12 protein-coding genes and 1 pseudogene are annotated in these 14,485 nt (G+C 42.4%); 5 read left to right on the top strand and 8 right to left on the bottom strand.

Annotation, left to right across the window (positions count from 1 at the left end):
• Window positions 1–4: 4 nt before the first annotated feature.
• The 5 genes from V5739_RS14045 to V5739_RS14025 all read right to left on the bottom strand — a co-directional run bounded on the left by V5739_RS14045 (window position 5) and on the right by V5739_RS14025 (window position 4,441).
• A complete protein-coding gene (locus tag V5739_RS14045; RefSeq protein WP_423818672.1) occupies window positions 5–469 on the bottom strand; it encodes a methyltransferase family protein in 465 nt (154 codons plus the stop codon).
• 73 nt (window positions 470–542) lie between these two features.
• Window positions 543–1,583: a cytochrome d ubiquinol oxidase subunit II gene (locus tag V5739_RS14040; RefSeq protein ID WP_423818671.1), complete on the bottom strand. Its 1,041-nt coding sequence runs from the start codon at window positions 1,581–1,583 to the stop codon at window positions 543–545.
• A gap of 2 nt (window positions 1,584–1,585) precedes the next feature.
• Window positions 1,586–2,887 (bottom strand): cytochrome ubiquinol oxidase subunit I, encoded by a 1,302-nt coding sequence (locus tag V5739_RS14035; RefSeq protein ID WP_423818670.1) that lies wholly within the window; start codon window positions 2,885–2,887, stop codon window positions 1,586–1,588.
• 57 nt (window positions 2,888–2,944) lie between these two features.
• The gene (locus V5739_RS14030; RefSeq protein ID WP_423818669.1) at window positions 2,945–3,742 is read right to left on the bottom strand and encodes a sulfite exporter TauE/SafE family protein; all 798 of its coding nucleotides are present in this window, start codon (window positions 3,740–3,742) and stop codon (window positions 2,945–2,947) included.
• 63 nt (window positions 3,743–3,805) lie between these two features.
• Window positions 3,806–4,441: a Crp/Fnr family transcriptional regulator gene (locus V5739_RS14025; protein WP_266070538.1), complete on the bottom strand. Its 636-nt coding sequence runs from the start codon at window positions 4,439–4,441 to the stop codon at window positions 3,806–3,808.
• A gap of 331 nt (window positions 4,442–4,772) precedes the next feature.
• On the opposite strand from V5739_RS14025, the gene V5739_RS14020 reads away from it, so the two are divergent.
• Window positions 4,773–5,561 (top strand): TlpA family protein disulfide reductase, encoded by a 789-nt coding sequence (locus V5739_RS14020; protein ID WP_423818668.1) that lies wholly within the window; start codon window positions 4,773–4,775, stop codon window positions 5,559–5,561.
• Between the two features lie 75 nt (window positions 5,562–5,636).
• Here V5739_RS14020 and V5739_RS14015 read toward each other — a convergent pair whose 3' ends face one another.
• The gene (locus V5739_RS14015) at window positions 5,637–7,436 is read right to left on the bottom strand and encodes a hypothetical protein (protein ID WP_423818667.1); all 1,800 of its coding nucleotides are present in this window, start codon (window positions 7,434–7,436) and stop codon (window positions 5,637–5,639) included.
• A 174-nt stretch (window positions 7,437–7,610) separates the two neighbouring features.
• Window positions 7,611–9,503, bottom strand: a complete 1,893-nt coding sequence (serA, locus tag V5739_RS14010; protein WP_423818666.1) for a phosphoglycerate dehydrogenase — start codon at window positions 9,501–9,503, stop codon at window positions 7,611–7,613.
• Between the two features lie 252 nt (window positions 9,504–9,755).
• On the opposite strand from serA, the gene V5739_RS14005 reads away from it, so the two are divergent.
• The 3 genes from V5739_RS14005 to V5739_RS13995 all read left to right on the top strand — a co-directional run bounded on the left by V5739_RS14005 (window position 9,756) and on the right by V5739_RS13995 (window position 12,242).
• Window positions 9,756–10,175: a hypothetical protein gene (locus V5739_RS14005; protein ID WP_423818665.1), complete on the top strand. Its 420-nt coding sequence runs from the start codon at window positions 9,756–9,758 to the stop codon at window positions 10,173–10,175.
• A 141-nt stretch (window positions 10,176–10,316) separates the two neighbouring features.
• Window positions 10,317–11,606, top strand: a complete 1,290-nt coding sequence (locus V5739_RS14000) for a rhodanese-like domain-containing protein (RefSeq protein WP_423818664.1) — start codon at window positions 10,317–10,319, stop codon at window positions 11,604–11,606.
• Between the two features lie 39 nt (window positions 11,607–11,645).
• Window positions 11,646–12,242 carry a sugar O-acetyltransferase gene (locus tag V5739_RS13995; RefSeq protein ID WP_423818663.1) on the top strand — a complete coding sequence of 199 codons (597 nt, stop codon included), beginning with the start codon at window positions 11,646–11,648 and terminating at the stop codon, window positions 12,240–12,242.
• Here V5739_RS13995 and V5739_RS13990 read toward each other — a convergent pair.
• Window positions 12,231–13,705: pseudogene (locus V5739_RS13990) on the bottom strand (SLC13 family permease). The gene V5739_RS13995 and the pseudogene V5739_RS13990 sit on opposite strands and share 12 nt — an antisense overlap.
• A 327-nt stretch (window positions 13,706–14,032) precedes the next feature.
• Here V5739_RS13990 and V5739_RS13985 point away from each other — a divergent pair.
• Window positions 14,033–14,467 (top strand): RrF2 family transcriptional regulator, encoded by a 435-nt coding sequence (locus V5739_RS13985; protein ID WP_266070528.1) that lies wholly within the window; start codon window positions 14,033–14,035, stop codon window positions 14,465–14,467.
• Window positions 14,468–14,485: the final 18 nt, after the last annotated feature.

Raw genomic sequence — 14,485 nt, 5'->3', positions numbered from 1 at the left:
CTAATCAAATTCTTCCTTTAAATTTAGGAAAAAATCTCCCGGTATTCCTCCTGTACATGGCATATTCAGGAAAGACCTTCAAAAGCAGCTTTTCTTCATACCTGCTTTTCAAATAGAAGAAAATGTACAACAGTAAACTGATTACCAACTTATAACCCGAGCCAAACCACACCGACAGCCCTAAAGCCATAAAAATCACACCTGAATAAATGGGATGTCGCGCAAATGCAAAGGCACCACCGGTAACGAGTTTTGCAGATCTACGGGGGCTGGGAAAAGGAGATAAACTTGTTTTCATCTGAAAAAAAGCAACCAACACCAGTACAAAACCCACCACAGCACCAGCTAAGCCCAGGCCCTGAAGGTTTTCTGACAGTTCAAAATTCCATGCTTCTACAGGTATGATCCATACGAGCAACAGCAAAATTTGAACTGCGACAAGAATTTTATCTTTTTGTGGGACAGCCATACTTCTGAATAATATTTTAATTCGGTTTGCTCATCTTCCGGAAGGTAACAAGAGAAAAATTAAATTCCGGTATCTATTGTCCAACTTCATCTTCTCCTGTCCTAAAAATCTTGATCATCCCAAAAGATTTCATTAAATGGAAAAGTCCGGGGAGAATCACCCCTCCTCCAATCAACAACATCACGCCGAGATTTTGGATCACGCTGTGAGGAGGCAGCCCCTCGAGTAAACTTAATTCTTTTCCTTCAGTAATAATGATATAGGGAAAGTGCGCATAAAGGGCAGCGAATAACACGAAAACCACCTGCAAACCCGCAAGATACCTGCTGGCGATCCTATTCTGCCTTTTGATGGCTCTCCATAGCGGTATTAATAAGAGGGCCGACATACCAACGGCACCCAAAGAAACAGGATTATGAATGAAATCCTGGATAAACAGCACCTCCTGCACATAGCCGTAAATGATCAAAATAAAGCCCAGTAAAACTAGGGCAATAGTAAAATAAGCCGATTTGCGGCTGAAGATTTTCCTCACCTCTCCTTCAGTTTCTCCAATCAACAAAGTGGAGGCAAGAAAAGCACAGAGGGCAGCATAAAAGAGCCCAACAAGCAAGGTGAAGACATTGAACCAGGGTAACATGTAAAGATCATAAAAGCTGTAACTGGAGAAATCTTCAGCAAGAATGATCTTTCCGCCTATTAAAGCTCCAAAAGACATTCCCAGAAAAACCGGTGTAATAAGGCTGGAAATTCTAAACATCCAGTTGTACCACACCTGAGATTCGTCTACAATTGCATCGTAATGACGAAATATAAACGCCACCCCTCTCATGGTAATACCCAACAGCACCAGCACAAAAGGCACGTGCAAATAGATCACGATCACATTAAAGTAAGCGGGAAATGCAACCCATAAGATCACTAACAGGATAATGAGCCAGATGTGATTGGCTTCCCAAACGGGCCCCATGACCCTGTAAATGGTATCACGGGTGGTTCTTTTATTTCGTGGGGAAGAGAATAGTTCTACTATCCCTGCACCAAAATCTGCACCCCCAAGCAACACGTAAAGCAAAAGGGAAAACAACAGGAAGAAAAGGACAACATATAGCATAACTAATCTTTTACAGAATTAAGTACTTTGATCTGTCTTCTCATTAACCAGGTAACGGTGAGGGCCAGAACAAGGTATACTACCACATACATGTAAAAACTGAATTCCATTCCCGGCATTGGGGTCACAGCTTCACTGGTTTTCATAAAGCCATAGATGACCCAGGGCTGCCGGCCCACTTCGGTCACCACCCAGCCTGCTTCTACCGCTATAAAACCTAAAGGTGCCAGGAAAACAAAAAGGAGCCAGAACCATTTCCGCTTTAAAAGAGATTTATACTTCAGGCTAACAAAATAGAGCAATCCGGCTATCATAAGCAGGGTTCCAATTCCCACCATGACTTGGAAAGCATAATGCACCACGGCCACCGGCGGTAGCTCGTCTTCCGGAAAATCCTTTAGTCCCACCACCTCGGCATCAAAATCGCCAAAAGCCAAAAAGGAAAGTGCCCCCGGAATTGCTATTTTATGAGAGACTGTTTGCTTTTCTTCATCTACAATCCCTCCAATATAAAGCGGCACGTTGGTATCAGTTTCGTAATGAGCTTCCATGGCAGCTAACTTCACCGGCTGCCGTTCTGCGATATCTTTTGCTGAAAGATCTCCGCTCAAAGGCTGCAGAAATGCAGCTACAGCACCAACCACCACAGCAATCTTAAAAGCTTTTTTGTGAAGTTCTGGCCTTTTGTTGCGGTAGACCTGAAAAGCATGTACTCCTGCCACGGCAAAACTGCTTGCTACAAAAGCAGCTAAGGTCATATGCAGGGCCTGGGTGAACCACGCCGGATTCAGTAACGCCTGCACCTGATCAATATTGATATATTCACCATTCACGTAATCAAATCCTGTTGGTGCATTCATCCAGCCATTGGCCGAAACCACCAAAATTCCTGATGCAACCCCCGATATCCCAATAATGATGCCCGTAAACCAATGGAATTTCTCAGGTAGTTTGTTCCACCCATAGAGATAGAAACCCAGGGCAATGGCTTCTACAAAAAAAGCTGCGCCTTCAAGCGAGAACGGCATTCCTATAATAGGCCCGGCATGTTTCATAAATTCCGGCCACAACATGCCAAGTTCAAAAGAAAGCGCCGTTCCTGAAACTGCTCCTGTAACAAAGAAAATAGCCACGCCTTTCTGCCAGGCTTTGGTCAGTTCTAAATATAACGGTTTCCGGGTGTTGAGCCATTTCTTATGGGAGACGACCATAAAGAAGGGCATAACCATCCCTATACAGGCAAAAATGATGTGAAACCCGAGGGTGAAGGCCATCTGCAAACGTGCAAAATCAAGATTTTCCATTAACCGTGAATTTATATTGAACAAAAGTTCCCGGAAAATGTCATTTTCGGGGATCCTTTAAAAAATTTCTTTCCAAAAAATATACAGCCCCATCACCAGCACAAACCAACCAAATCCTTTCTTCAGCTTTTTTCCATCAATAAACTTATTGAGCCATATCCCTACATAGATCCCTGCAATAGAAATCGCAGTAAAAACGAGAAGAAAACCCCAGTTGATCTCAAGATTTTGAACATCCCCAATAAACCCTATCAAAGATTTTACAGCAATGATCACCAGCGACGTGGCAACAGCTCTTTTCATTGGCAGTTTGGCCATAAGCACCAATGCAGGAATGATCAAGAATCCGCCACCGGCACCCACAATTCCTGTAAGCACCCCCACAATCGCTCCTTCCAGGGTGATGAACAAATAGTTATACTTCACCTGTTTTGGTTTGGCATCTTTTTCTGCAGGCTCCAAAATCATAGAAACCGAAGCTATCACCATAATAAGCGCAAAGAACAACATGATCCCAATATTCTTGGTAACAGTGAGGTCTCCAATGGTAATGATCGTTTGGGGTATGGCAGGTATGAGAAATTTTCTTGTAAGGTAAACAGCTATAAAAGCGGGAATAGAAAAAACTACGGCAGTTTTAAGATCTACTCTTTTCTTTTGAAAGTTCCTGATAGATCCAAACAAAGAAGTTGCGCCCACAACAAACAGCGAGTATGCCGTTGCCGTCACAGGATTTATAGAAAGCAGGTACACCAGTACAGGTACAGTTAAAATTGAACCGCCACCGCCAATAAGGCCCAGCACCACTCCAATTATTAAAGCTCCAAAATACCCGAGAATTTCTATTATACCCATTATGAAAATTTTCAGCCCAAAATTAGCTTTTCATAGCTGCAGAGTCTGTAACAAAGGTCACACTTAAAGATCATGAACCATAATGCTGTTGCGTTGCAGCCCAATTTTCCCATCCAGTTCAAGTTTTTTAAGAAGTCGTGAAACTACCACCCTCGAGGTGTGAAGGTCATAAGCAATCTCCTGGTGCGTCACCTGTATCTGTTCGGTTTTATTGATCTTGGCTTTGTCCTGCAGGTATTTCATAAGACGTTCATCCATATGGAGAAACGCAATGGTATCAATGGTATCGAGCATCTCGGTCAACCGGCTGTGGTAACTTTCAAAAACAAAATTCCGCCAACTCTTAAACCTAGAGGTCCATTCCTCCATTTTTTCTATGGGAATCATCACCAGGCTCGTGTCCTTTTCGGCAACGGCCCGTATTTCACTTTTTGTCTGCCCCAGGCAACAAGAAAGGGTCATGGCACAGGTATCACCACGTTCCAAAAAGTACAGTAAAAGTTCATCGCCATCTTTGTCTTCCCGCAAAATCTTAATTGCGCCTTCAAGCAATAACGGCATCTGCTTTACGTAATCTCCAATATCAATAATGATCCCGCCCGATTTTACTTCTTTGAGGCTTCCAAACTTCAGCATTTCCTGCAGCAGTTCTTCCTCAAATATAAAATGGTAGGCGTCTCTAAGTTCTTCTTCGAGCATAGCTGTGGGTTTGCTTTGGTAAATTTAGGGTATTATACACATTTTTGCCCTACAAATCCCTTAGTTTCCGGAGGATGTTTTGTTTACAAAATTCTATCTAAGTATCGCCCCAATTACTTCGGAAGGAATTCAGAAATAAGTAAAATAAATATTTCAGATTTTTGGGAGGTACAAACCACCTAATTGCACGGCAACTGATCCTTATTTCTGTACCGTAGCTCTCCTGTTTTCCGGCTTTTTCCGAAGTTAAGATCCACGAAAAACTGAAAACATCAGTTCTTTACCCTGTTTGAAGATTCCTTATCTTTAAGCCGAACTAAAAAGGTAAATTTTGAAAGGTTTTTCTTCTATATCCCGACTTCTGTTTATCATGATCTCCTTCCTGCTGCTCTCCTGCCAGGAAAAGGAAAAAGTCACCGAAATGGATCTTCTGTTCTCTTCCCTGCATGCCGATCAGGCTAAATGGTGGCGATATCACAAGACCAATATAGATTTGTCTTCAGACTTTATTCCGCTGGGAGAAGATGGCGACAGCATCTCAAAAAAGGCATTTTTTGAAGCCCTTTTGACAGGGGAATTTATCGCCATAGAAAAGAAATCGAATGCAGCGCGAGATCAATATCAGCTGTTTAAGCTCACAAAAGAGTCTGACGGAGATATTAGCTACACCATTTCGGCCGACAGTTACCGCGAGTACAAACATTTTATCATGGAAGGCCAGCAATTTCCCGATTTTAACCTGACAGGTCTCGATGGGAAAACGTATTCAAAAGAGGCACTTTTAGGTAAAACCCTGGCGGTAAAGACCTGGTTTCTTAACTGCAAACCCTGTATAGAAGAAATGCCACAGCTAAATCAACTGGTCGAAGAATACCGCGAAAATGAAGACGTGGTTTTTCTAAGTCTTTCTCTAGATACCAAAGACGAATTGCAAAAATTCCTTTCTAAAAGGGAATTCAAATACGCCGTTGTGCCTCAACAAAAGGCATTTATTGAAGATACTTTGGGATTTTCAATTTATCCCACCCACATTATTGTGGAACCTTCCGGAAAGATTAAAAAAGTGGTGAACACTGCTCCCGAAATGATCACAGCCCTAAAATCTATGAATAAGGAATAAGGGCTAATTGTTTGTGATTAGAATCAGAGGGACAAAAAAACCCTCCAAAAATGACATTTTTGGAGGGTAATATACTTACCTGCTTTCCAGGCCGGCTTTGATTTCGAGCACTGCTGCTTCCCATCTATCCAGGCCTTGCTCAAAAGCTTCTTTCTTTTTAATAAGCTCCTGTTGAGCAAGTTTTCTGTAATGGGAAACTCCTTCGAGCAAATTATTGCAGAAGCCCGTCCAGCCCTTAATATCTCTGGGCACCGGATTAAAAGTGTTCTTGATTTCCTCTTTTAGATACTCCACGTAAAGCTGAAGTTCCTTTACAAACATATGTGGCCGTTGAGGATCTACAGGCAGCTCCTGCCTACCATAAATGTGATCGCTCATCTCCTGCAAGCTTGCCTGTTTACTGTAATTTACAATATTTGGCCCGGGGCAAATAGTCACAGCATCAAGCTTTTCTACAATAGGAACCTTAAAATTAATTCCGGCAGAACTACTAAGGCCAATGCAAAGACATTCTTTGCTCAGCAAATCGTCTACCTGCAATTGATATTCTTCTTCAGGCAAACCTGCATTTTCCAGCTGTTCCAGCTTTAGCTTCTGGTACTTTCTCGAAGCCGTACATATGGGTTCTTTGGTAAATTCTGTATTTGAAACCAGGTACTTTTCGGTACAGGGGCTTCCGGGTTTCCCGCGGTCAATTCTTTGCTGCCTTTCTACATTGGCACTGGTATTCTTCAGGTAATTGAATCGCACTCCCAGCGGTGAGGCTTTGCTAAGTACCACATCATTTTCCTTACTTTTCCGCAGCAGTTCAAGGGTACCCGCATCTACAGTTGTAGCTTCGGGGCATAGCAAAAAGGGTGTTCCCCAGCCGGTGCCGTTAACGCCGTAATAACCATACAGCAACTGTTGCTCGGCTGCAGTTCCAATTCCGCCCTGAACCGTAATATTAACAGGATATGGCTTATCAAAACCTGCTTCTCCCCTGGCCTGTATTGCCGGATTGTAAAGGCTGAAAAGTGCCTGTTCCAGTTCATCTTTTTTACTTCGGAATTCTTCCAGAATTGGTCCCAGTAAATATCCCTGGGTGGCAAAAGCATGTCCGCCACAATTCAATCCCGATTCAATCCTAAATTCACTTACCCAAATGCCCTTTTTGGCAAGGTACTTTCCCTGGATAAGTGCCGAACGGTAATCGCTCACCTTGATGATCACTTTCTTTTTGAACCTGCCCCAGGCCGATGCATCAAATTCCCTGAAGTTTTCGAGGTAGTTGAACAATCTCGGATTCATCCCGGCAGAAAAAATCACTGCTGAATTTTCGAGTTCACTTTCGGCATAAGCTTTTAGTGCTCCCAAAGCGTCAGAACCATCGGGAAGGATCTCTCCGTTTTTTCCGGTGTTGTTCTTATCCACTTTGGTCATGATGTTCACTTCAATACCACCGGGACTAATATGCTTCCGAAGAAAACTTTCCAGCTCTGCTTTGGCTTCGCCATGAGACTGTAAAAACTGCTCGTATTTTTCTTTGAGGCCACTTTCTTCGGGCAGCATCTCAAAATACTTTACAATTTCTGATCCCTTTTCAAAAGCCGAAGCTTTGAGCTTTTCGAATTTAGATTGCACATTTCGGTTTACCAGGTTAAGATAGTCGGTAATGCGTCGCACGCGGTAATTTTCCTCGTGCTTTTCAATGGGCACATAGACCTCATTGTTTTCCTGGTAATAATGCTTTCTCATCATCTCGATGAGATTGTCTTCAATGATAGACAATGCAGAGGTAATACCATAGTGGGCAACCTTTATAGGCGTGTCTATGGTAAAAGCCAGGCCCATTACCGGAATATGGAACCGGTGGGGCGTTAAATTATATGTCATTTATTAAGGGTTTTAGAGGCAAAACCCCAAAGATGCAGAATCCATCACAGCCAAAACATGATTGTAATCATGTTTCACCTGTTAGCCCTTAATCAACAGACGAGTTGAATATAGTATATTGAATATGTACTATTGACTATTGTTAACTGTCAATAGTTTATTGATCATTGATATTTAGTAAAGCACTCTAAACCTGATGGTTCCATCAATTCCCCGCATCTCATCAACCACTTCTTCATTGTAGGCTTTATTGATATCGGTAATTACGTATCCTATAGATTCGTTGGTTTTAAGATACTGCCCAACAATATTACAGTCGTGCTGTGACAAGACGTTGTTGATATGAGCAATAATACCAGGCCTGTTGTGGTGAATGTGAATTAAACGATGGGCATTTTCAAGTATAGGCAACTGTAAATTAGGGAAATTAACGCTGTTGGTAGTACTTCCTGTATTGATGTACTCAATGATCTTATTGGGAACAAAATTCCCGATATTCACCTGGGCTTCTTCGGTACTTCCACCAATATGAGGCGTTAAAATGACATTTTTGACACCCCGTAACTCCGATTCAAATTGCTCTGCATTGGTCTTGGGTTCCTTCGGAAAAACATCTACTCCGGCGCCACTTATTTTGCCGCTTTCCAGGTGTTTTTTCAAAGCTTCCAAATCAACTACATGCCCCCTGCTAAGATTGAGAAACACTGATCCTTCTTTCATAAGCTCAAGTTCCTTCTCCCCAATAAGGTTATGGTTTTCTTTGCGGCCATCAACGTGCAGGGTAACAACATCAGCTATTTGAAGCAATTCTTCAAGGCTGCTGCACTTGGTAGCATTTCCCAAAGCCAGTTTCTCCATTAAATCGTAATAATAGACATCAAAACCTATAGCTTCGGCAACTACCGATAGCTGTGCGCCTATGTTTCCGTAGCCAACAATCCCCAGCTTTTTTCCGCGGACTTCCCTGCTCCCGTTAGCCGATTTGTTCCAGTTACCGGCATGCATCTCCGCCAGCCTGTCGGGCAGGCCTCTCATAAGAAAGATGATCTCACCTATGGCAAGCTCAACTACAGAGCGCGTATTGCTAAATGGTGCATTAAAAACTGCAATCCCTTTTTTGAGGCAGGCTTCAAGATCTATCTGGTTGGTACCAATACAAAACGCACCTACAGAAATAAGCCTGTTGGCATTTTTCAGCACCTTTTCGGTCACATGGGTTTTTGATCGTATCCCTAACACCGACACATCTTTGATCTTTTCGGCGAGTTCCTCTTCATCTAGTGCACCTGCAATTGTGGTTACGTTGTAGCCCTCATTTTTCATGATCTTTACAGCGTCCTCGTGTACATTTTCGAGCAGCAGCACTTTAATTCGATTTTTAGGATAAGAGATAGCTTTATTCATTTTGTGCAGGTATAAAAATTCGTCAAGACTCGGTGTGATATGATCGGCTTTTTCCAAAACATTGCCGCGTTCAACATTTTCAGTAAAAGCATAAAATTTATTGGCAAGACCGGCGGCTTTGATCTCGTAATCTGTATAGCCATCACCAATTACGTAAACATCGCCCTGCAGGTCTAACCGCTTGAGCATTTCTACCTTTCCGTTATTGGATGAGAGGACATTATCGGTATCAAAATTGGTAAGCTTTCCTTCAGCATCAGGGCTAAAAGTATTGGCAAAAACATTCTCTTCCCTTACCCCAAACTCTTTCACTATAGGCACAATAAACTCTTTAAAACCATTTGAAATGATATAAATATTCTCGTGGTTTTCTTCAAAGAACTCCCTGTTTCTAATAAAACTCGTTGAAACCTTGCTTTTTAAACGGTCAACAAGCTTTGGTAAATGTTGTTCTTCGGCATTGAGCAGGGCCAGCCGCTGTTCCAGGGATTCCCTAAAGGAGAGATCTCCGGCCATCCCGCTGTTGGTAAGATCTACAAGCCGTTGAAGCCGCTCCTCTTTTTCCTGGTGGTTCTCCAGCGAGATTTCGCCTAAAATATCAAGAGCTTCCACCTGGGTGAACGTACTGTCAAAATCAATTACAAAATGCCTGTTATTCTTCATGCCGAAATTAATTCAAATCTCCCCAAAACTAAGCTTTTTCAGGCACACACGGAAGATTTAGCGCTAAAGTTGAAGACATTTATCACTTCCTAAATTGCAGCTCAAAAAATTAAATTTTTATAGATGAATTCGGGTTTTAACTGAATTTTTTTAAAAAATACTTTCCTGGTTTAGCTCCTAAGATTTGTAACAACCTGTTACAGGCTGCTACTAATTTCTATAGCTAAACCCATTCCTAACCCAAAAGATCAAATGAAAAGCTTCAAATTCCTGCCATTACTTACAGTTTTAATCTTATTCACCTCCTGTGTAGAAAAAATCACAAGAGTAGTCCACCAGGATACCATTCCTCCCGAATATACTGTAGCGCAGGAAACTTTGAAAAGCAGGATTTCGGCAGTTATTCCTGCTGAAAATATTTCTATTGGTTCCTCAAAAACCAAAAAGACAGGAGATGCAGAATACCATACTCTTACAGTTGAAATTCAACCAGAAACTTTACCGGGAAACGTTGTTTCTTTCTTCAAAATGACAGGCGAAATCAAGAATGCTGTAGAAAGCGGCATTGGCAATATGGAAGATTATCAAAAACTGGAGATCGTGGTTCGCAAAACCGTTAAAGAAAATGGCGTGGAAAAAACGCAATCCTATAAAAAAGAGATTGACCTGTAGCAGAATTCCCTTCCTTTAGTAAGTTTTAGGAATTTCTTAAGCTACAGCCTGCCTCAAAAAAATGGGAAATTAGTTATCTTCGGAAAAACCAAAAATCAGAGCTTCTTCGGAAGTTCTTTTTTTGCACATAAAATCCGAAATATGACAAACTTCAGGGAAGTAACCACTCAGGAACTTATTGACAGACAAAATAAAGGAGCATTAGTTATTGACGTGCGCCCGGTTGACGCCTATAACGGCTGGAAATTAAAAAATGAACCTCGTGGTGGACATATAAAAGGTGCAAAATCGCTTCCTGCAAAATGGACAGGCTACATGGATTGGATTGAGATTGTGCGGCATAAGGAAATTCATCCTTCCCGGGAAATTATCATTTACGGATACAATCGCGATGAAGCCCAAAAGGTAGCCGAAAGCTTTGAAAAAGCAGGATATTCAAAAATGGCACTTTTCAACCACTTTCTGGACGAATGGACTACCGACGATACTTTACCCATGAGCTATCTACCAAAATACAGGCAGCTGGTATCGGCACAATGGGTGAATAAACTTATATCTGGAGAAAAACCTGCAGAATATGACAACGATAAATATGTGGTGGTACATGCGCATTATCGCAATAGGGACGCTTATTTAACCGGCCACATCCCCGGGGCGATAGACATGGACACTAACGCACTGGAATCTCCTGAAACCTGGAACCGCCGCAGCCCCGAAGAACTAAAAAAGGCCCTGGAAGAACACGGCATCACAGCCGATACTACCGTAATTCTCTACGGAAAATTCATGTTCCCCGATAACGATGATGAGTTTCCCGGAAGTGCTGCCGGAGATATTGGTGCTATAAGAAATGCCTTCATCATGATGTACGCCGGTGTAAAAGACGTAAGAATACTCAATGGTGGCTTTCAATCCTGGGAAGACGCCGGTTTTGAAGTGAGTAAAGAAGATGTGAAAAAGGAACCTGTAGAAGATTTTGGAGTGAAAATTCCCGCTCACCCCGAATTGGCCGTAGACGTACCCGAAGCTAAAGACATTCTTGCTTCGGCCGATGCCGAGCTGGTTTGCGTGCGCAGCTATCCCGAATATATTGGTGAGGTAAGTGGCTACAATTATATTGAAGCCAAAGGGCGTATTCCCGGAGCCATTTTTGCCGACTGTGGTAGTGACGCTTACCACATGGAAAACTACCGGAATGTTGACCATACTACCCGCGAATTCCACGAGATCATAGAGAACTGGGAACAAAATGGAATTACCCCCAATAAACACCTCGCATTCTACTGCGGTACAGGGTGGCGCGGGAGTGAAGCCTGGTTTAATGCCTGGCTGCTAGGATGGCCAAATGTTTCAGTTTATGACGGTGGCTGGTTTGAATGGAGCAATGATCCATCCAACCCATACGAAACAGGAGTGCCCGAAAAGGTGTAGTAAATTTCAGCATAAAATAAACAAGATCATATAAAGCTCATGAAAACAGAAAAGGAAAAAATGTTGACAGGTGAGCCTTATAAAGCATTTGACCCTCAATTACTTGCAGAAAGACAAAAAGCTAAAGAACTTATCTTCAGCTTTAATAACCTACCTCCTTCCGAAGTAGACAAACGGAAGGAGATCCTTCAGCAGCTATTGGGAAAAACCGGGAGCAGTTATTACTTTGAGCCCCCTTTCCGCTGTGATTATGGCTACAATATTGAAATAGGCGAGAATTTTTATACAAATTATAACCTCACAATTCTGGACTGTGCCAAAGTAACTATTGGAAACCATGTGCTTATTGGTCCTAATGTAGGGATCTTTACTGCCGGGCATCCTATGCACTATGAAAACAGGATACAGGAATGGGAACATGCCTACCCGGTGAAAATAGGAAATCATGTGTGGATTGGCGGACAAGTAGTGATTAATCCGCGGGTGACTATAGGTGATAATTCTGTTATTGGTTCAGGAAGCGTGGTGACCAGAGATATTCCCCCAAACGTCTTTGCTGCAGGTAATCCCTGCAAAGTTATAAGAACCATTACCGAACAAGACAAAAATTCTTACCTGTCAACTTTATCCGGGTAGAAAAACTTCAGGAATTACGCTAACTTCTATTCCCCAAATAACAGGCAAAAGAAAGTAGATGACGAGGGTGATGATGAGAATAGACAACAGGTTCAACCAAATGCCTGCTCTCGTCATATCTTTAATTTTTAAGTATCCCGCACCAAAGACTACGGCATTAGGTGGAGTAGCTACCGGTAACATAAATGCACAGGATGCCGCCAGGGTGGCCGCCACCAGTAAGAAGTAAGGATGAATATGCATGGCGAGTGCCATAGGGGCTAAAATAGGCAACAACATTGCTGTGGTAGCAAGGTTTGAGGTAACTTCAGTAAGAAAATTAACCGCAGTCACCAACACCAGTACCAGCAGAATAAGAGGTGAATTCTCAAGGCTGCTAAGCTGCTGTCCAATCCAAACAGCAAGGCCGGTTTCCTCAAAAGCCTTTGCCAAAGCCATACCTCCCCCAAAAAGTATAATGATCCCCCAAGGGATCTTCACTGCATCATCCCAAACAAGAATACGGCCATGTTCCTTCCCCGATGGCAACAGGAAAAGCGTGATCCCTGCAAAAATTGCTATTACTGTATCATCTAAAAAAGGAAGCACAGGCTGTAGCAAAAAAGATCGGGTGATCCAGCCAAGTGCTGTAAGTATAAATACGGTAAGAACTATCTTTTCCTGTTTAGTCATAGCGCCAAGTTCGTGAAGCAGCCTGGTAATTTCGGCCTTACCTCCGGGGAGTCTCATGCCTTTAAGGTCAAAGGCAAAGGTGGTGAGATACTTCCAGCTAATTGCCAGCAAAACCAGAGAGATAGGCAGGCCAAGTTTAAGCCATTGGTAAAAGGTGATTTCAATGCCATAAAATTTTTGCACCACTCCTGCCAGCACAAGGTTAGGCGGTGTTCCAATTAGAGTGGCTATCCCTCCTATTGAAGCGCTATAAGCTATAGACAGCATGAGCGCCTTTCCAAAAATGCTTTTTCGTCCCGCTCTGTTTTTGGGTCATCCCATAATTGATTAATAATTGCCGCTCCTATTGGCAACATCATTACCGAGGTTGCTGTATTGGAGATCCACATAGACAGGAAAGCCGTGGCTATCATAAACCCGAGGATGATCAACTTTAAATTGTTGCCAATAAGCCTTATAATGCTAAGCGTTATTCGCCGGTGTAGCTCCCATTTTTCTATTGCAATGGCTAAAAGAAAACCACCCAGGTAAAGAAAGACGAATTTATCGCCGTAGGCTGCGGTGGTTGCTTCAATAGATAAAGCCCCGGTAAGCGGGAACAGCAAAATAGGAAGCAGGGCTGTGACAGCAATGGGTACAACTTCACTCACCCACCAAATAGCCATCCAGATGGTAACACACAATACATCCCAGGCCAAAATTGGCATAGACTGGGGATGTTCTACTGCCTGCAGGGCAAAATAAACCATCGGCCCAAAGAAAATCATGATCTTTTTAGGAGAGATCTTCATTTCGCACAACTTTAAAAGTACAACCCGAAAGAAAAGGGCACATAAAATGATCAAAAATTTACCTCAACTCCCCAGCAATCGCTCTTTAAATTTAAGAATTTAAAGCAAAACAACCCTTTATAAGACATTTATATTTAAGCAATTACCCCTAATTTAATTTCTGAAAAATATTGTTTGATTCATGCTTCGGAAATCTAAAAAAACGGGATTTTTCCTATTTTGAAAACAACAACTTCAAAAGCATGAAAAGTGGCGGTTCCTGACAGAGGTCATAAAAAAGAGACTTTACTGTCCTTATTTTTGTTTTACAAACTGAAATTACGAACCATGTTTTCAAAAGCCTGCGAGTATGCCATAAGAGCCACGATCTTTATTGCTTCAGAATCTGAAAAAGGGAGAAGGTCAAGCCTGAAAGACATTGCAAGGGAGATTGACTCTCCCGAAGCATTTACGGCTAAAACCCTTCAGAAGTTATCAAAAAACGGCATCATAGTTTCTACCAAAGGAGCTCATGGCGGATTTCAGGTTGAAAAAGAAAGGCTTTCAGACATTAAGATTTCCCAAATCGTGCTGGCCATTGATGGAGACAAGGTCTATACCCGGTGTAGCCTTGGCCTGCATAACTGTAGTGAAGATCATCCATGCCCTTTCCATTCCCGCTTTAAGCCTGTGCGCAACAGCCTGAAAGAAATTGTGGAAAGAACAAGCTTGCTGGATTTAACTTCAGGCCTTATTTCGGGAGACACATTTTTAAAAATTTGAATCACTACAGGATTATTT

The sequence above is a fragment of the Salinimicrobium sp. TIG7-5_MAKvit genome, assembly GCF_049569215.1.
GTDB classification, from domain to species: domain Bacteria; phylum Bacteroidota; class Bacteroidia; order Flavobacteriales; family Flavobacteriaceae; genus Salinimicrobium; species Salinimicrobium profundisediminis.
This window is presented reverse-complemented; position numbering and strand designations above follow the sequence as displayed.

Excerpts from the sequence above, each read along its gene's own strand:
- V5739_RS14000 (WP_423818664.1), top strand. The coding sequence starts at position 10,317 with ATGACAAACTTCAGGGAAGTAACCACTCAGGAACTTATTGACAGACAA.
- V5739_RS13995 (WP_423818663.1), top strand. The coding sequence starts at position 11,646 with ATGAAAACAGAAAAGGAAAAAATGTTGACAGGTGAGCCTTATAAAGCA.
- V5739_RS14005 (WP_423818665.1), top strand. The coding sequence starts at position 9,756 with ATGAAAAGCTTCAAATTCCTGCCATTACTTACAGTTTTAATCTTATTC.
- V5739_RS14015 (WP_423818667.1), bottom strand. The coding sequence starts at position 7,436 with ATGACATATAATTTAACGCCCCACCGGTTCCATATTCCGGTAATGGGC.
- serA (WP_423818666.1), bottom strand. The coding sequence starts at position 9,503 with ATGAAGAATAACAGGCATTTTGTAATTGATTTTGACAGTACGTTCACC.
- V5739_RS14030 (WP_423818669.1), bottom strand. The coding sequence starts at position 3,742 with ATGGGTATAATAGAAATTCTCGGGTATTTTGGAGCTTTAATAATTGGA.
- V5739_RS14035 (WP_423818670.1), bottom strand. The coding sequence starts at position 2,887 with ATGGAAAATCTTGATTTTGCACGTTTGCAGATGGCCTTCACCCTCGGG.
- V5739_RS14025 (WP_266070538.1), bottom strand. The coding sequence starts at position 4,441 with ATGCTCGAAGAAGAACTTAGAGACGCCTACCATTTTATATTTGAGGAA.
- V5739_RS14045 (WP_423818672.1), bottom strand. The coding sequence starts at position 469 with ATGGCTGTCCCACAAAAAGATAAAATTCTTGTCGCAGTTCAAATTTTG.
- V5739_RS14040 (WP_423818671.1), bottom strand. The coding sequence starts at position 1,583 with ATGCTATATGTTGTCCTTTTCTTCCTGTTGTTTTCCCTTTTGCTTTAC.
- V5739_RS13985 (WP_266070528.1), top strand. The coding sequence starts at position 14,033 with ATGTTTTCAAAAGCCTGCGAGTATGCCATAAGAGCCACGATCTTTATT.